Origin of the sequence: Sporomusa termitida (assembly GCF_007641255.1) — a bacterium.
Lineage (GTDB): Bacteria > Bacillota > Negativicutes > Sporomusales > Sporomusaceae > Sporomusa > Sporomusa termitida.
In genome coordinates, this window is record NZ_CP036259.1 from 3,557,636 (window position 1) to 3,575,703 (window position 18,068).

Consider the following 18,068-nt stretch of genomic DNA (forward strand, 5'->3'; position numbering starts at 1 on the left):
ATGTACCTGAAGCAAGCTACATGGCCCGTTTTAAAGCCTGAATCTCAGCCTCCTGCCGGGTAGTGCGAATGGCCAGCACGTCAAGCACATCTGAATGATGGGCTTGTACCAGTTCTATTTTATCAGCCTTATCACCAAGTACATGTATCATATGGACGATATCAGCAAACCCTTTTTCCAGCTTACCTGCAAGAGTTACTATATCCTGCTTCAGTACAGCAACATCCTGTTTAAGCCCTGCAACATCCTGCTTCAGGCCGGTGACATCCTGACGCAATTCCTCGGTAACGGCATTATTGTGGCCTACCATTGTAATCAGTTGGGCCATCATTTGTTCCATCCGGTCAAAACGTTCTTCGCTCATTACCTATCCTCCTCACAATTCCCCACTTAGGTTCTGGATTGTATTTTCCGTCTTTTCTTCCAGTATATCATCGTGGTATGAAAATAAAAAGCAAAATACAGAAAACCTGGACTAACTCCTGAAACATTCATTTGGGAGAAGCAAAATGACCGTCCCCGTGCTTCTACTGACTGGCCAACCGCCTGTAGCTGTCGATCCTGTCCTTCGCCTCCCGCTCGGCTTTCGCGAACAAGACTTGGGCCTTATCAGGAAATTGCCGCTGAAGCGCGGCATACCGGACTTCGCTCTGCAGGAACTCCTGGAAGCTGGCCGTAGGTTCCGGAGAATCGAGTTGGAAGGGATTTTTTCCCTGCGCTTGCAACTGGGGGTTAAAACGGTACAGCGGCCAATAGCCTGCCGCCACTGCCTGTTTGGCCTGCAGCTGACTCCTCAGCCCGCCGCGGATTCCGTGATTCACGCAGGGAGCATAGGCAATAATCAGGGAAGGGCCTGGATAGGCTTCGGCTTCGGCAATCGCTTGGAGCGTCTGCTTTTTATCGGCCCCCATGGCGATTTGCGCCACATAAATATAGCCATAAGACAGCATCATGATACCCAGATCTTTTTTGCGTATTTCCTTGCCGCCGGCGGCAAATTGGGCAATCGCCGCGGTCGGCGTGGCTTTGGAGGACTGACCGCCGGTATTGGAATACACCTCGGTGTCAAAGACAAGCACATTGATATCTTCGCCGGCGGCCAGAACATGATCCAGCCCGCCGAAACCGATATCATAAGCCCAGCCGTCCCCGCCGAAAATCCACTGCGACCGTTTGACCAGGAAATCACGGTACCCGTAAATTTCGTTTAACAGGGCATTACTGCCTTTCGCCGCTGCCAGAGCAGTGAGTAACCGCTCAGCCCGCTCCCGGGTCCCTTCCCCCTGATCCTTATGGGTTAACCAAGCCTGCAGGGCGCTTGCCAGCGGCTCCCCGACAGGCTGCGCCAGTGCTGTTTGGATCAGTCCGGCCAGATTCCGGCGCACCTGCTGTACACCCAGGTGCATCCCCAGGCCATATTCAGCATTATCCTCAAACAGCGAGAAGCCCCAGGCAGGCCCCTGGCCCTTGGCATTGGTGGTGTACGCTACAGACGGAGCGCTGCCGCCCCACACGGTCGAGCAGCCGGCGGCATTGGCAATCATCATGCGGTCACCCACAAGCTGGGTAACCAGTTTGGCGTACGGGGTTTCGCCGCAACCGGCGCAGGCCCCGGAAAACTCGAGCAGCGGCTGGGCAAACTGACTCCCCTTTACCGTCAGCTGCTGCTTGTCAGGAACCGGTTTAACCGAAATCGTGCCGGCGAAGGACCACCATTCATCATTGTACGGCTGCTGGCTGGCCAGTGGTTGCATGACCAGGGCCGGCTCCTTAGCCGGGCAAATGTCGGCGCAGTTGCCGCAGCCGGTGCAGTCCAGCGCGGAGATCGCCAGGTGAAACTGAAGCCCCGGATAGCCCTGCGCCGGTTTTACGGCCAAGCCTGCGGGAGCATTGTTTAGTTCTTCCTGATTGAGCAGCAGCGGGCGGATGACGGCATGGGGACAAACATAAGAACACTGATTGCACTGAATGCATGGGCCGGCCTGCCATTCCGGCACCTTGACGGCAATACCCCGCTTTTCCCAGGCCGTAACCCCCAGCGGGAATGTCCCGTCTTCCCTGCCGGTAAAAGTACTGACAGGCAGTTGATCGCCTTGCTGACGATTCATCGGCAGCATGACCTGTTCAATAAAGTCCGGTAACTGGCCCATACACGGCGCCTGTTCATCGACCGCACTTAACCAGTCCTGAGGCACCTGCACCCGGTGCAGCTGCTCAGTGCCGCGCTCGATCGCCGCCCAGTTCATGTCGATGACAGCCTGCCCCTGTTTGCCGTAGGACTGGACAACCGCGTCCTTAAGATAACGCACTGCGTCGGCCAGCGGAATAATCGCCGCCAGTTTAAAGAAAGCCGCCTGCATCACCATATTGATACGGCCGCCAAGGCCCAGCTGCTGCGCAATGTCGACTGCATTAATGATGTAAAACCCAATCGAGCGACTGGCAATGTACCGCTTCATCGCGGCCGGAATGTTGGCCGCAAGCTCCGCCGGTGTCCATAAACAGTTCAGCAAAAATTTCCCGCCCGGTTTTAGCCCGGCCAGTACATCATACTGGCCCACATAAGCCTGATGATGACAAGCCACAAAATCAGCCTTAGTGATCAGGTAGGAGGATTGTATGGGCTGCCGGCCGAAGCGCAAATGGGATATCGTCAGACCGCCGGATTTTTTGGAGTCATAAGCAAAATAAGCCTGCGCATGCAAGTCGGTATGCTCACCGATAATCTTAACAGTATTTTTGTTGGCGCCCACAGTGCCGTCTGCGCCCAGTCCCCAGAATTTGCAGCAGGTGGTTCCGGCCGGGGTCGTATTGATGTCGGCCGGATATGCGGGCAGAGAAGTACCGGTTACATCATCCACAATGCCGACCGTAAAGCCGTTCCGCGGATTTTCCAGGACCAGATTCTTATAGATTGCCGCAATGTGGGCCGGCGTAAAATCCTTTGATCCCAGGCCGTACCTGCCGCCGACAATGACCGGTGCCGCCTTTTGGCCAAAAAATGCGTTCCTGACATCCAGGTATAGCGGTTCTCCCGCCGCCCCGGGTTCTTTGGTCCGGTCGATGACAGCAATTTTCCGCACGCTCGCAGGAATTGCGCGCAGCAGGTGCTCAATGGAAAAAGGCCGGTACAGATGAACCTCAACCAGGCCAACTTTTTCCCCGGCGGCATTCAGATAGTCAAGCGTTTCCCGGATCGCGTCACAGCCTGATCCCATCGCAATAATAATGCGGCCGGCAGCCGGATCGCCGTAATAATTGAACAATTGATAATTGCGACCGGTAAGTTTGTTGATTTCCCCCATATAGTGCTCAACAAGAGCAGGGATTGCCAGGTAAAACCGGTTAACCGCCTCCCGGGTCTGGAAATAAATATCCGGATTCTGGGTCGTGCCTCGGAGTACCGGCTGGTCCGGGTTAAGCGCCCGGCGGCGGAACTCCCGGACGGCTTCTTTATCCAGCAGCTTTTCCATTTCCGCAGATTCCAGAACCTCAATCTTCTGGACCTCATGGGAGGTACGGAAGCCGTCGAAAAAGTGGAGAAACGGTATCCGGCCTTTGATGGCGGCCAAATGCGCCACTGCGCTTACATCCATAACCTGCTGCACCCCGCTGGAGGCCAGCAGGGCAAACCCGGTCTGGCGGGTGGCCATTACATCCTGGTGGTCGCCAAAGATGCTCAGCGCATTCGCCGCCAGCGCTCTGGCACTTACATGGAAAACAGCCGGTAATAGCTCGCCGGCCATTTTATACATGTTGGGAATCATCAGCAGCAGCCCCTGGGAAGCGGTATACGTAGCCGCCAGCGCGCCGGCCTGAAGGCAGCCGTGGAAGGTTCCTGCCGCGCCGCCCTCAGATTGCATTGCTATCACCCGCACGGGCTGGCCGAATAAATTTTTACGTCCCTGGGAAGACCACTCGTCAACCAGCTCCGCCATTGAGGAGGAAGGGGTAATCGGGTAAATGGCCGCCACCTCGGTAAAATGATAGGAAACGTAGGCGGCGGCAGTATTCCCATCCATGGTTTGTTGTCTGCGCTTTGTCATGCTCCATTACTCCTTACGGTAAATAGTTTGGCCATACAGCTCCAGGCTATAGGCACCGCTCACGCGGCCCCCCGGCAAACGATATGTTTTCTTGGTCAGCGGCTGCCGGAGGAAAAAACCGCCCCCGCCGGGTTGCCCGCCGCAGCCGTCCAAAATAACCAGGGCCGCGGCCGCGGTCGTAGTTTCAGCCAGGTTTAAGATTTGAGACGGTTCTCTATTGTCTATGGCAAGTTGGTTTAATTTAGTAATAAAAATTTCGCCCTGCGCCTGATTGATTCCCAGCAAGGCCACCCCCGGGCCGCCCGGGAAGGCTACAAGCCCAATATCCGGTGTTAGAAATTCCAGCCGACCTGATGCCGGCAGCAGCTCTGACAGCGGGGAACCGATGACCCCGCCCCCGGCTGCCGTCACGGTTGGACTGCTGATACTCAAAGCAATGACTGCCATGCTTTCCAGCGCAAACAGCCGGCCCTGTCTGGCCAGCCAAAAATCAATAGCTGCCGGATCACAGATCCGCTCCAGGGCATATTGCTCCCAGGCAAGCCTTGCTTGCAGTTTACTGATTGCAGCCAGCAAGGCCTGATGGCTGCCGATACTCCCCGCCGTTCCATACCCCATAACTAATAAGGCTACAAGCGGGCTTACTACCTGCCGGAAACTAAAAATAAACACCGCTGCCACGCTTGCAATCTACCGCACCACTGGGGTGCCGGGTTGTAATTGAAGCCACTTTTCTGCCGTGCAGCCGCCCTGTTGGGCTGTAATGGAAACCAAATCGTCAAAGGCGATTTCAGGAACCTGCTCAGCCTGCACGATTCTGGCAACCTCAGCCCCGGTAATGCCCTCATTGGCAATTACCTCCACAATATTCCCTTCATTTTTGAATACCTGCGCCGGCGAGAATTCATATACATCAAATTCCAGGCCTGCCCCGGACACGCCGATAACCCTTACCGGACGGTTCAACCGCTCAAGCAGCTTCTTTTCGATCGCAGTGAGATTAATCCGGTCTATCTTTAGTCCCACAACCTTGACCACGGTCTTATCCACATAGACAATGACGCGTTCACAGCCCATTAGTCATCAACTCCAGCCTTTAATCATTACGATAGATGCTCACGTTATTGGCCCGCAGGTTCCTTGGTTAAAGGCAGGCGGAAACGGTTTTCTCCCTTCACCGGATACTGCGCAACAATAGCCCGGGCTACTTGTATTGCCAATGTCTTACAATCAATATCTTCTGCTGCACTTTCCAAAACAGCCTTAGCCCCGCTGACAGCCTCCACTGTAGGTCCGGGCAGGGTAACAACTAACTTATCTTTAAATCTGCCCACAACAATTTTCGCCAGCAGATGCCCGTTGCTGCCGATCAGTTCGACCGCCTCACCCCCTTGTACAATATCCAGGACAGCTTCATGCGTACAGTCTACTGCCAAACTACTGTCACACACCTTACCGCCACCGGAACCACCTGTTAAAAATATAATGCCCCGGCCTTGGCCCCAGCCCCGCACCTCTTCTTGAATCTCCGCTTTCCCGTCAGGGGGCGGAACCGCTCTGACAATGCGGCACGCAGGCCAAACCCCCAGGGCCAGCGCCATGATCTGCGGGGAATTTGTGTCCAGCACAAGGCCTTGCCTAATTTCATCGCCGGTGGGAATAATAACGACTTCTTCCATGTTGGCTTGCGGTCACCTCTACTTTGCCGGCCATTTATGCCTACACCTTGATTCTGATTTTCTCAATCACTTGCTCACTTTTTATCCGGGCAGCATTCTCAACCCCCGGGATAATGGTGTCGGCCTGCCGGATGATTTGCTCGCGGCTTAATGCCGGCCCGCTCTGAGCCAGCGTATCCACGTTAATGCCGATTGCGGCTAATTCCAGTCTCGCTGCCGGCGTGATATTATGGGCATTGAGCTCCACGCCGTAAGCGGCCGCTACCTGCAGGACCGCCGGCGAGCAGCCTAATTCGGCGGCCGGCCGCAGGCCGAAATCAAGCGCATCCAGGATGGCCGTTGCCAGCACCTCCTTCGGAGCTACAATACACGGCAGCCTGGCCTTCAGGGTTTGCGCATAGACACCGGAACTATGTGCCGTATCACCGGGCTTACACTGCAAAAACTGCTGGGACCGGCTATAATCTTCCACAATGGTGCAGCCAATGCCCACGGAAATTTCCTTCCCGGTGCTGCCCCAGAGAATATCCTGGTCTCTGAGGATCTGCAACTGCCCCAGAATAGGTACAAGCATTTCTTCCATCGTTACGCAATCCATGACTTCGGTGCCGGAATTATTATTCACGACACGGCCGCTAATCGCCACATTGTGCAGCGGCACGATCTTTTGCAGCGGATCCGGTCCGATAAACAGCTTGCGCCCGGGAAACCTTGCGTAGCCCAGTTTAAGATGCGGTTCCCGGACAAACGTTGCCGGGGTTACCTCCCGCTCCTTGCAAAACAACCGGCCAAACTCCGGATGGATTTTACCCCCATCGGCGGCGGCAAACGCAACAATGGCGCCTGCGACACAAAGACCGTCACTGGTGGTTGTATAGGCGTGCTCCATATCAAAAACATTGATCGCAACCGGTGAATGAACATGTTTGGCAATACTTTGCAGGCCTTCATCAAGCGCAAGCCCGGCCTGCGCGAACTCACCCACATCAACATAGGCAATATGAACCGGTGCACCGTGTTGGGGACCACAGCCTTTGGGTAACAACCTGACTTCTATCCTGCCGTCGCTCATATATTCACCCCGCTTCTAAATTCCTTCATTCCCCGGCTAATGCTCCCCTAATTTAGGCCGCCGGTCTTCCACTGCGGCAAAACCAACCAGCTCCACATCCTCAGTAGGGTGCAGAATATTGGTATTCTCCAGGATAGCCCTCACCGGGCTGCCGCTCTTATCAAACCCTTTGATAATAATGGTATGCATGGTTTCCGGTATCCTCGGCACAACGACAATCTCAACATTCTCTACCCGGCTGTCCGCCGCCAGCGCCGTGACCGCCAATTCCACCCTGCCGGTCCGCAGCGACTGGAATTTTGCATATTGCAAATTCTCAAGCCCCTTAATCACTACCGTTTTCAGGGGAGAACACTGATAAACTGCCGCTGTAAGCTTTTGCAGCCAGTCAGGCAGGCTTGTGTGCATCGCTCTCATTTTTACAATTCCCCCAGTAACTTATAAAGAATCTTCAGCTACCGCCCAAGCCGCTAACTTGATTAAAGACCAGGTGCGGCCGATCCCTTGACCGGTTTGGCAAACACCGCTACCAACAGGGCTCCCGTTATCGCCAGGCCCCCGGTTAAAAAGAAGGCACTGGTAAAGTGACCGGAGACCTGGACGATGTAGCCGGTGACGCTCGGGGCAAAAATACCGGCGGTGTTCGACAGAAAATGCACAAACCCGCCCACGCGGCCCACACTGTCGCTCTGTACCGAGTCCTGGATGATCGCCCAATAGGAGGGGGTTGCCAGATACGCAAAGAATATACCGCACGACATCAAGGCCACAGCCGCCGTCGCGGTTGACACCAGGCCGCACAGGCCGATGGACACGGCAGCCCCGGCCAGGCATACCGAGATAACTAGCTTTCTGGCCAACACCAGCTTGCCAAGTTTTTTAACCAGGTAATCGGATATAAAGCCCCCCAGGCCGTACCCTAACGCGCCAAACAGCCAGGGAATAACACTGACGATGGCCATATTTTTAATGCTCAGATTATGGGCCATGACAAGATAGCTGGGAAACCATGTCAAAAAGAAGTAGGTTGCGTAATTTGTGGCAAAAAATGCCACAACAGTCGCCACAATGATTGGCTGCTTAATGTAGTAGCTCAGCGGCAGTTTTACCGTCGTTTGTACCGAGGTGACCTTACCTGTTTCAATCTCCTGCAGCTCTGCCGGGGATACATGCGGGTGATCCTTCGGCAGATCGGTTACCAGCCGCTGCCAGAAAATTACCCAGACAAACCCCATCACAGCTAAGGTAATAAAGGATATCCGCCAGCCGTATTGAACGGCAATCAGGCCGACGATGGGCCCGGCCAGGGCAGCCCCCAGCGACATACCCGTATCGGTAATGCCTTTGGCTTTGGCCCGTTCGGTTGCCGGGAACCAGTTATTGATCATTTTATTGGTAACCGAGCTTACCGGCCCTTCCCCGGCGCCAAACAGGATCCGGAAAACAAGCAGGGAAGCAAAACTCCAGGCCACAGCCGGGGCCGCTGCAAACACCGACCACAATATCAACGCAATGGTAATTGTTTTCTTCGGACCGTAAATATCTGATACATAACCGCCAATAAAACAAAACAGTGCATAGCTGGCAAAAAAACCACTGAACAAAACCCCCATCTGCGCCGGGGAAAGAGCAAACTCTTCCATAACATACGGCGCCACGATCGACAGTGATGCCCGGTCGACATAGTTGATAAAGGTTAACAGCACCATAAGACCCAGAACTACCCAGCGATATCTTTTCATGACACGGCCTCCTCGTAATGTTTCGTTCCGGTTTTACGCCCGCTTAGCTGGCTGTCCAGCCGCCGTCAATGACAATGTCGGCGCCGGTAATATAGCCGGCCCGCGGTGATGCCAGGAAAACGATCAGCTCCGCCACCTCACGGGGAGTTCCGGTCCGTCCCAGCGGGGTCCGTGCTTCAATCAACTGCCGCCAGCAAGCATCGTTCATTACTTTTTCCACCATCGGGGTACTGATGAAAGCCGGCGAAATCGAGTTGATTCTGACGCCGCTTTTGGCCCATTCATTGGCCATCCCTTTGGTAAACTGTCTGACGCCGCCCTTGCTGGCCGCATAGATGGTCCGTTCAGGCAGCACGATATGGCCTTGCAAGGAGCTTAAGGTCACAATAGCGCCTGAACCCTGGGCAACCATCGCTTGGCCGCATTCCAAACAACAGAAAAAGGACCCCTTGAGATTGATATCGATAATATAGTCCCAGTCTTCTTCCGTGTAATCCAGGGCCAGTTTCCTTACATTGACCCCGGCACAATTGATCAGCACATCAAGCCGCCCGTAGCGCGCCATAACCGTCCGGACCATGCCCTTGATCTCGCCAACCTTGCCAACATCAGCGCTAACGTAACCGGCCTTATACCCCCTGGCGGTCAGCTCAGCGGCATAGTCCCGGCCTTTGACCTCATTCCTGCTTACAATAATGCACTGGGCACCGTCCTCGCAAAACCGCTGCACGGCCGCTTTGCCGATCCCTTCACTCCCCCCTGTAACGACAACAATCTTCCCGTCAAACTCTTTCATCAACTTCACCTCTGCAATTAATTTGCTGCATTTTCTTCAGCACCCGCATTGAAGCCAGGCCCTTGCTGCGCTATAATGGAGACAATCGCCTGTGGGAACACACCCCTGTTTTCCCTTCGATTCGTCTCCATCAGCAGCAGTCGTCTTAGTGTGACGATAGGCAACAAGTGTCCTTGGGACACATACTCAGGCAGACTCTGCCCTTGTTTGGCGGCTCACAAGTGTGTAAGCCGGCTGTGGTTTCGGTTGCTCTTTTTTATCCGCCTCCTTTCTAACAGCCTAGACATTAGGTGCTTTTCCCCGGCTTTCTCAACAGCGGGCACCGCTTTTCCAGCTTCCTTCATTTGTCAACACGCAGTTGACTCACCCATATTTTATTTTAGTCAACTATTTGTTGACTGTCAAGGAGTATTCTTATGTTTTCACGAGAAATTTTTGGTCACAGGTTAAAAAATTTACGCCAAGCACATGATTTGACGCAGGAACAATTAGCGGCAGAATTTGCTGTTACCAAACAAACTGTAAGCTACTGGGAAAAAGGTGACAGGCTGCCCCCACTGAATGTTGCTACAGGTTTAGCCATATACTTCAACGTGTCCTTGGACTACATAGTTGGCTTGTCTGATAATAAGAAAAGAAGATAGACAGTATTTAATACACTATAGGCAGGTTGTCACCGCCGGGCTATAAATAACTTATGGCGCCAAAAAAAAATTGACCCACCCCCAACGATAAGCTACCATTGGGATTGCAAGATCACCAGGAAGCAGCAATGTTAAGGAGTGGGCTGACCCTTATGATAAGGCCAAAGGCATTGGCGGGTCAATCCACGTATTCAGTTGGCAAGGAGTTAAGGATATCTAAAAATACGCCAAGAAATATACGGCTGAAGACAATGGGCAGCACCTTTATTGCAGCCCCAACAGCTTACATCATAGTTTTTGGTAACAAGATGCCTAGACTTGGCGGAAAATATCTGATTATTCGGTCAGTGGTAGCAATATCACGAGAAGCAAATGAAATCCTCATAGTTAATACAGCCAGCGCACACTGATGCCGGCAAAATGATCAGTCTCATCCTGCCCGCCGTTAAAATCGGCATTACTGACCCGGGCCATGCCAACCTGGCCGTCCAGGAACACCCGGTCCTGTAATTTCGTCTCATATTGCAGCCATAGGGATTTTATGGTTTGCTGAACAGGGGCATCCCGGTCCTGTTTGACCTGGTTGACATTAAGGGAAAGCTTACTGTCCTTGTCCAGATAATTGCCAAGCTGCATATAATACTGACTGGCATTATGGCCGATGGGATCGCCGATAATGTCACCCTTATACACATAGCCATTGGTATACAGCTGGTGCCCATACCAGGCACTGCTGGTATTCGCGTATTCCACCTTCATATCCCAGGCGCCGTCCTGGCTGAGCCGGGGAATATAAACGCCCACCCGTTCCGCGATCTTGGAGGGCATGTAGTTGGCCTGGTCTTCACCATACAACTCGCCATAGACCTGGATACCATTCCATTTCGGTACCCGCACTTTAAAATCAAAGCCGGCAATATTGTTCCATTTATCGGCAGCGGCATCAGCGTTTTCGCCGATAAGCCAGTCCCAGTAATCGCCGCTGCTCAGACCTTTGCCTTTACCGCCAACCATAGAAGTAAAGGACAAACCGAAGGTAAAGTTTTGCTGGGGGGTAAAGGTACTCCGCATACCCACAAACGAAGGACTGTCCACCTCATCCTGATTAAACCGCGTCCGGTTGCTTTCCAGCTCGCTGTACAAAGCAGTAAAGTTCATGTCCCCCAGAAAGCGGAAAAAGCCGTTAGTCCTATAGGGTTCAAGATTGGAAACCTTAATTGAAGTCAGCGGTGTCATGTTATTGCCAAGAATCAGCGACCCTGTAGCCCCATGCCCCCAAAATACCGGGTCTTTGCCCACCTGGATGGCAGTCCCGTTGAGCCTGGTTTTGACATAACCGCTGGTCAGAGCGGCGTCGCCATGCCGGTCATCATCATAGCTAATACGCGGCGCCAGGGCAACAGCCACGTCAGGATCAAGTTTACCAGTCAGCAAAGCTGAGGCAACCACATTGGCGTCCCTGCCATAACGATACCCGTTATTATTATTGTTGAGCGGCTGCTGGCCAGCCCGTGGCCCACTGTCAGGGTTCCGGCGGTAGCGGAGGCTATTGCCGTCATAGTTGCCAAACTCCAGACGTACTTCCCGTAATGCCAGCGACGTATCGGCCACGCCCCCGGCCAATATCTGCAATTCCGGAGCCAGTTCGCGCTCCAGTTCATTCTTCATGCCCGCCAGGTACGCCGGCACTGGCCGGTGCGCTGCCTCGATCCGGATTTCCGTCAGCCACTGGGCCATTTGCATGCGGGTATACGGCTTTGTCCCATCTGGGATTGACTTCATATAGCCTAACCCATCAAATTTTTCTATGTAGCTGTACAGCGGACTGGATAAGGGAACATTGTGTGAAACGAGATCAGACGGTGAGGCCTGGACACCTGCAGATAATGAAGAAATGAGCAATGCTGCTGTTAGGGATTGTTTCCATGCTATCACGAACCCACACTCCTTATTAACGACTACCAGTTATCGATATCATTTACCGCCTGCGCACTCTGATAAACGGTCTGCGGAGCATGCCGCCTGATGATTTCCAGCAATTTACCGTCTGGCTTAAACATGTGCTTAAACCCGGGATTGAACATAAATGTGGTCTACTGGAACTTTATCAGGCTGGTGAATTAGCCAGGGAAACCGGTATTGGTGAAGCAAACCTGCACCAATGGCGTAAAAAAGCACGTTCCAAAGGCTATGCTGCACCAGCAGATGGGCAAACTTCAGAATGCTGGTGCACTCAAAATCGCGAGGCCTGACCACTTTGACCAGCGATTGCCCTGTCATACGATTAAAGGGATTGGCATTAATGATGTAAATTGTGTATAATATAATTAGCACTATAAAGGAGGTAAATACTATGAGTACCGCCAAAGCTGATTTGCATGGTATTATAGATAGCCTTTCCGAATATCAAGCTCGTAAGCTAAAAAAGGTGATCAGCCTAGTTGTTGCTGAATTTATGACCGCCGATCAGGATGATAAGAATAAAACTATGCTAGAAGCATTTGCGAATGCGCCCGAAACCGATGAGCCAATATCTGATGAGGATTTAGCCGCGATTGCTGAAGCTGAGAAGGATATTAAGGCCGGTAGAATGCGTCCGCCTCAGATGTAGTCAGAGAATATGGTTTATGAGGATTGAGATCAGCCGACAAGCTGAAAAAGATTTAGCCAAAATTGAAATGCCAATCCGAAAGCGGATAATCAAAGAGCTATTAGATTTAGAAAACAGCCTTGCCGGCAAAGACATAAAGAAACTCAAAGGCGAAATAGATCGTTGGCGGCTTCGCGTTGGAGACTACCATATTATAATGACAATTGACCAGGATAAAGTAATCATATTAGTATTGCATATTGGTCATAGAAGAGAAATCTACCGATAAATAGTAAGACCGGCGAAAATCTTCGGTCTTTTTTGTTTGCTCTCCCTTGCATAATGTTGGCCATTGGACAACAGAAAAGACTGACGCTGTACTGGAGCCGATACTGTTCTCCAACCACCCGTCGAGCAAAGTCAAGAGAATGCCAGACTTTGCCTACATCCGTTTATCATATTAAATCGCAAATCGCGAGGCCTGACCCCGAGTGACGCTGGCTCTCAGCTACTATCTTCATTGATGGCGATGATTCTATGCGCAAACGAAAAGATATTTAACAGATAAAGCTTTAGAAAAAAAGGCTCTCCATATACATCCAATGTTTGGCTGACGCAACATTGGATGTATATTCTTGCATTTTGGGAACCCGTGAGCAATGCTCAGTTTTCAGCGTGACGATTGCTCAACAAGCAACGTGAGGCGCACATACGAAATCTTCACCTGATAGCTGCAAGGTAAAATTCATCCTTGCTTGACTGTTGCTGAAGTAAGGTTTTGTGACGCTGTCTACTTATGCTCCCGACCAAGCATTATTTACCTCCTGCGTGATGCATCCGATAGACGGCGTCGCCTATCCCTTGAGCCCTTCCCGCAGCCGGCCTAACCCCATGCAGTTCTCAACTTTGGCAAGTCACTAGGATAAACTAACCAATGAATATTTCTTTTAAGTCAATTACCAAATTCTCAAATATACCAACTTTCACTTCGCTTAGCCCTTCTTCGTCAGGGCTGTAAGTTTTGGGTTTACCATATCGCCCATCGACCAATTCAAATACCATAACCGTAAAGTCAGTTGGGTGAACTACCCAATATTCTCTAACTCCACTGTTCTCATATAAACTCAATTTCTTAATCAAATCTTTCGCGGCAGTAGAAGGGGAGAGAATTTCAATTATCATGTCGGGTGAGCCAACACAACCTTTATCCGTGAGTTTGTTTTTATCACAAATTATGGATATGTCAGGCTCAACATAATTTTTAGCGTTTGAAATATCGGCATTATTTTCTAAAAACCATACCCCAAAGGGTGCAACATAAACCGCACATTGTTTACCTTCAAGATAGTTGCCGATTTTCCTAAATAAAATACCCAACACAGTTTGATGTATCCTTGCAGGGGGTGGTGTCATATTGTAAGCGATACCATCAATTAATTCCCATCGTTCACTCTCAGGCCATTTCTCTATATCGGCATAAATATATCCATTTTGCATTGTCTGAGTTAGCGGCATTATTTTACCTCCCTCTTGATAGTGCTAATCTTATTATACACATTTTGGCTTAAATTCACCATATAGCCTGAGTCCCGTAAAGTGTAACGATGAAAACTTCTGGCAACCCTAGATAAGCAGCGGGATCAAGACTAAACTCAGCATATGCGATACCTTCTTATCCGGGGAAACTGACAGCTGCATTTTTTTACAATCTTCCTGCCAATCAAATCATAACCTGCCTTCATTATTTTCAGCCCAAGTGTTGCCCTCAGAACTATTCAGGCCTGACCCCATGCGACCCCACATGCGACCCCAGACCCCAGACCCCATGCGATTTATACCATTTCCGCTCGTTCAGGAAATACATCACTAAGGTTTATAGTAAGCTCGGATAGGATAATCGGACTTATCGTATCCTCCCGGCCAAAATATTCTGATTCTCTGTATTTAGTTAATGCTTCGTTCATATAAAGTCTCGTTATGATTTGATGTAAGGGATCAACGATCCAGTATTCAAATATTCCATTTTGTTCGTAGAGAAGACGTTTTTTAACTACATCATAACTGGCCGTTGCAGGCGATAAAATTTCAATAATAAGATCCGGACTGCCCTTACACCCTCTATGATCAAGTTTATTCGGATCGCATACTACCGTTATATCTGGTTGCACTATGGTTGAAATATGATTCTCAATTTCCTCTTGGCGTGGCAGCCGAACATCGAAGGGAGCCGCATATACCTTGCATTGCCTGCCTTTAAGATAGTTGCCAAACTCTAACATCAGGTTTCTGGATATATCCTGGTGGAGACGATTGGGTGCTGTCATTGCATAGGCAACACCATCAATAATCTCCCAGCGCTGATCTTCGGGCCAAGTCAGATAATCCTCATAGGTATAAGTTCTATCATCCTTTACAGCGCTATTGCCCACAATACTCATCTCCCTAAATATCTTTATCTTAGTATATCATACTTCCAGTAAATTAAAACGGCTTTAAGCACCGTGTAATTTGCGATTGACTAACATTGAATCGCCGGGCCAATTCGGCACCGCTAACCTGACAACTTTTTAGGGCCAGACAGATAAACTGCCTTCTGGCCAGTACAACCTGCCGGTTTTTACTCTTGCCTAAAATATCTTCTACCTCAATCCCGTTCTCTAACGCAACTGTTTGCAGCAGCTCCGCCAGCAACTCAGGGTGATCGGCTGCCGCTACGCCGGGAGCCACAGTTTTTTCTGGTATAGTGGCTTGGGGCCGGGTGGCCGGGACCGGCGTCTCTTCTTCCTTCATGAAGGATAAATACCGGGCAATAGCAGTAGTCTTGCCCTCCGAAAAAATCCCTAAGATAAAACTAGAATCAATGAATGAACAGTCCGCTCTAAGATAATATTGATGGCTGCTCCATGAATAGTCAAGCCCATCTACGATTTGTGCTTTTAGCGGATTATTATGTATATATCGCAGCGCTAATAACAGATAGCTTTCATCTGCGCAAAGCTCCGCATTGTATCGTTGCTGAAAAACATGACCTACATGCGCATACTTTTTATTATAGTACTGGGTGTAGCATAGCTGTACACCTTGCATAACCTTCGCTAACGGCTGGCTGGTAACCGTGAGCAGAAGGTGCACATGGTTGTCCATTAGAACATATGCATACAGTTTGCAGGCAAATTTCTCCTTGTAATGTTTTAGCAATGTCAGATAATATGTCTTATCAAATTCGTCGCGAAATATAATCTGCCGATTATTCCCTCTGGCCGTTATATGATAAATTGCGCCATGATAATGCACTCGCTGTTTTCTCGACATAATACCACCCACCACCAAACATTACTTATTACTTTGTTTAAATCGCAAATCGCGAGGCCAAATCGCGAGGCCAAATCGCGAGGCCTGACCCCAGCCAAACATTGCCTCCGCTCTGCCACAACTTTACATATTATCCATAATATGTTGTCTAAACAGCATTATATCCTCTAATCTGTTTTGCAAAATATCATATACAATATTTCCGTCAATACTCATATATTGATGAGATATCATATTCCGGAAAGCTACCATTTTTATATATACCTGACACTCCGCTTCCGTCCAATAGCCAACATCTTTAAGAATTCTAAACCCATCGGCCAACATGTCTACCTGGCCTAAATCATCATCGGCTACAATATGATTAGCCGTGTCAATCATACAGTTAATGATGATAAACAAATTATACTCAACAATATCTCTAGCAACGGAGTGACTGATAAACTCAGCATATGACAATACCTTATATTGCCTTATCTTACGCATGGACTTTTCAATTTGACCAAGCTTACGTTCTATAATATCCTGCTTTACCATATTAAACCTCCAAATACCGCATCCTGGTTTTCCGGGTCCAATACCGTACATCGTTATATTCTTTAATGACAGCTAACGAATACTCTGCTTCAAACAGCGATGCATGTGATAATAAAACAACCTTTTGCATATTTGCCACATGCTTTAGCAATGGACTTGCCGTATTTAAAACAATCAAGTCAACTTCCCGTTTTGTAATATCCATCAGCTTTAACTTAAGTTCTAAATACCAATCAAAATCATTAATCAGATTTTGATTACTTATATATATTGCAATATCCACATCACTAAAACGATTGGTTTTTCCAGTCGCTACAGAACCAAATAACCATACAAATAACAGTTCCGGCCTTGTAGCAAAAAAATCTTTCAATTTATTTATCAAATCATAATCCTTAGACATGTAAATTCCCCCCTACTAATTATAGCAAAATATTGGGGAAATAAACAATCTGTATCTATTTTGCCAAAAAATTCCAGGCATATAACAAGCAACCTTCATTGATTTCCTGGCCGTGCTCACCACCCACAGCAGTCAGTAAGAACGCCGGACATAGTTCCTGTCCACAAAAACAAATCAATGTTGACGGCATTTTTTCCGGCTTCTGCCTTTTTTTCCGCAGCATGTCAGCGATGTGTTACGTAGTGTTTTAAGAAAACCGGCCTGCATTATCATCTCCTCCCTACCTCATTTTCATAATTATGGTATTTCGACCAACATAATTATATTCCTCCATAATCCATAATTTGTAACTTCCATTTGTTTACGCCATATACTATGGCTATGAAAATGTGACGGAACCCTCCAAGCCGCAAGAAGAGACCATTACCGCTAGCCGTGCTCACTATGAGGCGTTGCAAGCAGAAAACGCCACTTGAACCAGAAGGTCAATTGGCTGCTGGAGCAAATGCGCCTGGCGCGCCATCGGCAGTTTGGCGTCTCCAGTGAGAAAAGCCAATATGACACACTGAACCTGTTTAACGAGGCGGAGATCACGGCGGATAACAAACGGCCGTTCATGATGCGTACAAGCTCAATATTGAAAGCATTGATCCATCGAAAGATATTTCCATGCGTGAAGTATATGGTTTAGATAAAAGCCTCAGCGAGTGATTATTCAGCGCGGTTTCCAAATCTCTGGAACTGCGGCTCCGCCGCCGCACCGGAATATCCATAAGAAGGAATATAGAAAAAGGAAAAACTTGTCTTATGCTAAGCCATGAGCAGTTATCGCAGACAGGGATGAGGGCTAAGAGTACGGCTTATGCCCAATTATAAAAAACAACATCCCTCTCCCCTTGTTAACTTATTTACTTTGTTTAAATCGCAAATCGCGAGACCAGACCCCATGCAGACGCATGCAGACGCCCTGCTTGGACCTGCTTGAGATTACGGAGGCCCGATACAAAAAGACATCTACTATCTTCTGTTCACAGTTTGATGTGGGTGGTTGGCACCAGAAGATTGGTGAGGCGACTCTCGCTGATGCCATCTGCGACCGCATCGTCCACGACTCTTATCGTCTTGTCATCGGGGGTGAGGATTCCATGCGTAAACGCAAGGGCATTTCTGAGGGAGCATAAGCCCTAAATGGATGCTTGCGGTGGCACCGTCAATCCCACCGCCGCAAGTGTCAAATTTTGCTGCCG

Annotated in this window: 21 protein-coding genes; 6 read left to right on the top strand and 15 right to left on the bottom strand. The window is 49.8% G+C overall.

Annotated elements, in window-relative coordinates; all coding sequences use genetic code 11:
• Positions 1-16: 16 nt before the first annotated feature.
• The 9 genes from SPTER_RS16715 to SPTER_RS16755 form a co-directional block, all read right to left on the bottom strand.
• On the bottom strand, positions 17-364 hold the full coding sequence (locus SPTER_RS16715) for a hypothetical protein (protein ID WP_144351416.1): 348 nt from the start codon (positions 362-364) through the stop codon (positions 17-19).
• A gap of 163 nt (positions 365-527) precedes the next feature.
• Positions 528-4,046, bottom strand: a complete 3,519-nt coding sequence (nifJ, locus tag SPTER_RS16720; RefSeq protein ID WP_144351417.1) for a pyruvate:ferredoxin (flavodoxin) oxidoreductase — start codon at positions 4,044-4,046, stop codon at positions 528-530.
• Between the two features lie 6 nt (positions 4,047-4,052).
• Positions 4,053-4,727 (bottom strand): hypothetical protein, encoded by a 675-nt coding sequence (locus SPTER_RS16725; RefSeq protein WP_170233308.1) that lies wholly within the window; start codon positions 4,725-4,727, stop codon positions 4,053-4,055.
• 9 nt (positions 4,728-4,736) lie between these two features.
• Positions 4,737-5,123, bottom strand: a complete 387-nt coding sequence (locus SPTER_RS16730; RefSeq protein WP_144351419.1) for a hypothetical protein — start codon at positions 5,121-5,123, stop codon at positions 4,737-4,739.
• 44 nt (positions 5,124-5,167) lie between these two features.
• Positions 5,168-5,725, bottom strand: coding sequence for a molybdopterin-binding protein (locus SPTER_RS16735; RefSeq protein WP_144351420.1), 558 nt, complete (start codon positions 5,723-5,725; stop codon positions 5,168-5,170).
• A gap of 40 nt (positions 5,726-5,765) precedes the next feature.
• A complete protein-coding gene (locus tag SPTER_RS16740) occupies positions 5,766-6,797 on the bottom strand; it encodes a hypothetical protein (protein WP_144351421.1) in 1,032 nt (343 codons plus the stop codon).
• Between the two features lie 36 nt (positions 6,798-6,833).
• Positions 6,834-7,214: a hypothetical protein gene (locus SPTER_RS16745; protein ID WP_144351422.1), complete on the bottom strand. Its 381-nt coding sequence runs from the start codon at positions 7,212-7,214 to the stop codon at positions 6,834-6,836.
• Between the two features lie 62 nt (positions 7,215-7,276).
• Positions 7,277-8,539 (bottom strand): MFS transporter, encoded by a 1,263-nt coding sequence (locus tag SPTER_RS16750; RefSeq protein WP_144351423.1) that lies wholly within the window; start codon positions 8,537-8,539, stop codon positions 7,277-7,279.
• Between the two features lie 43 nt (positions 8,540-8,582).
• On the bottom strand, positions 8,583-9,335 hold the full coding sequence (locus tag SPTER_RS16755; RefSeq protein ID WP_246105636.1) for an SDR family NAD(P)-dependent oxidoreductase: 753 nt from the start codon (positions 9,333-9,335) through the stop codon (positions 8,583-8,585).
• Between the two features lie 416 nt (positions 9,336-9,751).
• Between SPTER_RS16755 and SPTER_RS16760 the strand changes: the two genes are divergently transcribed.
• On the top strand, positions 9,752-9,979 hold the full coding sequence (locus SPTER_RS16760; RefSeq protein ID WP_144351425.1) for a helix-turn-helix domain-containing protein: 228 nt from the start codon (positions 9,752-9,754) through the stop codon (positions 9,977-9,979).
• Positions 9,980-10,366: 387 nt separating this feature from the next.
• Here the strand turns inward: SPTER_RS16760 and SPTER_RS16765 are convergent, their stop codons facing one another.
• Positions 10,367-11,761: a capsule assembly Wzi family protein gene (locus tag SPTER_RS16765; RefSeq protein WP_144351426.1), complete on the bottom strand. Its 1,395-nt coding sequence runs from the start codon at positions 11,759-11,761 to the stop codon at positions 10,367-10,369.
• A 233-nt stretch (positions 11,762-11,994) separates the two neighbouring features.
• On the opposite strand from SPTER_RS16765, the gene SPTER_RS16770 reads away from it, so the two are divergent.
• The 3 genes from SPTER_RS16770 to SPTER_RS16780 all read left to right on the top strand — a co-directional run bounded on the left by SPTER_RS16770 (position 11,995) and on the right by SPTER_RS16780 (position 12,858).
• A complete protein-coding gene (locus SPTER_RS16770; RefSeq protein WP_144351427.1) occupies positions 11,995-12,231 on the top strand; it encodes a hypothetical protein in 237 nt (78 codons plus the stop codon).
• Positions 12,232-12,332: 101 nt separating this feature from the next.
• Positions 12,333-12,590: a hypothetical protein gene (locus SPTER_RS16775; RefSeq protein ID WP_144351428.1), complete on the top strand. Its 258-nt coding sequence runs from the start codon at positions 12,333-12,335 to the stop codon at positions 12,588-12,590.
• Between the two features lie 16 nt (positions 12,591-12,606).
• Positions 12,607-12,858 (top strand): type II toxin-antitoxin system RelE family toxin, encoded by a 252-nt coding sequence (locus tag SPTER_RS16780; protein ID WP_144351429.1) that lies wholly within the window; start codon positions 12,607-12,609, stop codon positions 12,856-12,858.
• A 638-nt stretch (positions 12,859-13,496) separates the two neighbouring features.
• Here SPTER_RS16780 and SPTER_RS16785 read toward each other — a convergent pair.
• The 5 genes from SPTER_RS16785 to mntA form a co-directional block, all read right to left on the bottom strand.
• A complete protein-coding gene (locus SPTER_RS16785; RefSeq protein ID WP_144351430.1) occupies positions 13,497-14,084 on the bottom strand; it encodes a Uma2 family endonuclease in 588 nt (195 codons plus the stop codon).
• A gap of 317 nt (positions 14,085-14,401) precedes the next feature.
• A complete protein-coding gene (locus SPTER_RS16790) occupies positions 14,402-14,998 on the bottom strand; it encodes a Uma2 family endonuclease (RefSeq protein WP_211367310.1) in 597 nt (198 codons plus the stop codon).
• 52 nt (positions 14,999-15,050) lie between these two features.
• Positions 15,051-15,881 (bottom strand): transposase, encoded by an 831-nt coding sequence (locus tag SPTER_RS16795; protein WP_144351432.1) that lies wholly within the window; start codon positions 15,879-15,881, stop codon positions 15,051-15,053.
• A 123-nt stretch (positions 15,882-16,004) separates the two neighbouring features.
• Positions 16,005-16,418, bottom strand: coding sequence for a type VII toxin-antitoxin system HepT family RNase toxin (gene hepT, locus SPTER_RS16800; protein WP_144351433.1), 414 nt, complete (start codon positions 16,416-16,418; stop codon positions 16,005-16,007).
• A gap of 1 nt (position 16,419) precedes the next feature.
• Positions 16,420-16,821 (bottom strand): type VII toxin-antitoxin system MntA family adenylyltransferase antitoxin, encoded by a 402-nt coding sequence (gene mntA / locus SPTER_RS16805; protein WP_144351434.1) that lies wholly within the window; start codon positions 16,819-16,821, stop codon positions 16,420-16,422.
• A gap of 472 nt (positions 16,822-17,293) precedes the next feature.
• On the opposite strand from mntA, the gene SPTER_RS25965 reads away from it, so the two are divergent.
• Together SPTER_RS25965 and SPTER_RS16815 are read left to right on the top strand one after the other, a co-directional pair.
• Positions 17,294-17,512: an IS66 family transposase gene (locus tag SPTER_RS25965; protein WP_170233309.1), complete on the top strand. Its 219-nt coding sequence runs from the start codon at positions 17,294-17,296 to the stop codon at positions 17,510-17,512.
• A 265-nt stretch (positions 17,513-17,777) separates the two neighbouring features.
• Complete coding sequence (locus SPTER_RS16815) at positions 17,778-18,002, top strand: ATP-binding protein (protein WP_211367637.1); 225 nt, start codon at positions 17,778-17,780, stop codon at positions 18,000-18,002.
• Positions 18,003-18,068: the final 66 nt, after the last annotated feature.

What these genes read in the sequence shown, in the direction of transcription:
- SPTER_RS16780 (WP_144351429.1), top strand. Translation starts at nt 12,607, where the DNA reads ATGAGGATTGAGATCAGCCGACAAGCTGAAAAAGATTTAGCCAAAATT.
- SPTER_RS16770 (WP_144351427.1), top strand. Translation starts at nt 11,995, where the DNA reads ATGCCGCCTGATGATTTCCAGCAATTTACCGTCTGGCTTAAACATGTG.
- SPTER_RS16730 (WP_144351419.1), bottom strand. Translation starts at nt 5,123, where the DNA reads ATGGGCTGTGAACGCGTCATTGTCTATGTGGATAAGACCGTGGTCAAG.
- SPTER_RS16815 (WP_211367637.1), top strand. Translation starts at nt 17,778, where the DNA reads ATGCAGACGCCCTGCTTGGACCTGCTTGAGATTACGGAGGCCCGATAC.
- SPTER_RS16785 (WP_144351430.1), bottom strand. Translation starts at nt 14,084, where the DNA reads ATGCCGCTAACTCAGACAATGCAAAATGGATATATTTATGCCGATATA.
- SPTER_RS16795 (WP_144351432.1), bottom strand. Translation starts at nt 15,881, where the DNA reads ATGTCGAGAAAACAGCGAGTGCATTATCATGGCGCAATTTATCATATA.
- SPTER_RS16715 (WP_144351416.1), bottom strand. Translation starts at nt 364, where the DNA reads ATGAGCGAAGAACGTTTTGACCGGATGGAACAAATGATGGCCCAACTG.
- SPTER_RS16735 (WP_144351420.1), bottom strand. Translation starts at nt 5,725, where the DNA reads ATGGAAGAAGTCGTTATTATTCCCACCGGCGATGAAATTAGGCAAGGC.
- SPTER_RS16775 (WP_144351428.1), top strand. Translation starts at nt 12,333, where the DNA reads ATGAGTACCGCCAAAGCTGATTTGCATGGTATTATAGATAGCCTTTCC.
- mntA (WP_144351434.1), bottom strand. Translation starts at nt 16,821, where the DNA reads ATGTCTAAGGATTATGATTTGATAAATAAATTGAAAGATTTTTTTGCT.
- SPTER_RS16760 (WP_144351425.1), top strand. Translation starts at nt 9,752, where the DNA reads ATGTTTTCACGAGAAATTTTTGGTCACAGGTTAAAAAATTTACGCCAA.
- SPTER_RS16750 (WP_144351423.1), bottom strand. Translation starts at nt 8,539, where the DNA reads ATGAAAAGATATCGCTGGGTAGTTCTGGGTCTTATGGTGCTGTTAACC.
- SPTER_RS16745 (WP_144351422.1), bottom strand. Translation starts at nt 7,214, where the DNA reads ATGAGAGCGATGCACACAAGCCTGCCTGACTGGCTGCAAAAGCTTACA.
- hepT (WP_144351433.1), bottom strand. Translation starts at nt 16,418, where the DNA reads ATGGTAAAGCAGGATATTATAGAACGTAAGCTTGGTCAAATTGAAAAG.
- SPTER_RS16755 (WP_246105636.1), bottom strand. Translation starts at nt 9,335, where the DNA reads ATGAAAGAGTTTGACGGGAAGATTGTTGTCGTTACAGGGGGGAGTGAA.
- nifJ (WP_144351417.1), bottom strand. Translation starts at nt 4,046, where the DNA reads ATGACAAAGCGCAGACAACAAACCATGGATGGGAATACTGCCGCCGCC.
- SPTER_RS16740 (WP_144351421.1), bottom strand. Translation starts at nt 6,797, where the DNA reads ATGAGCGACGGCAGGATAGAAGTCAGGTTGTTACCCAAAGGCTGTGGT.
- SPTER_RS16765 (WP_144351426.1), bottom strand. Translation starts at nt 11,761, where the DNA reads ATGAAGTCAATCCCAGATGGGACAAAGCCGTATACCCGCATGCAAATG.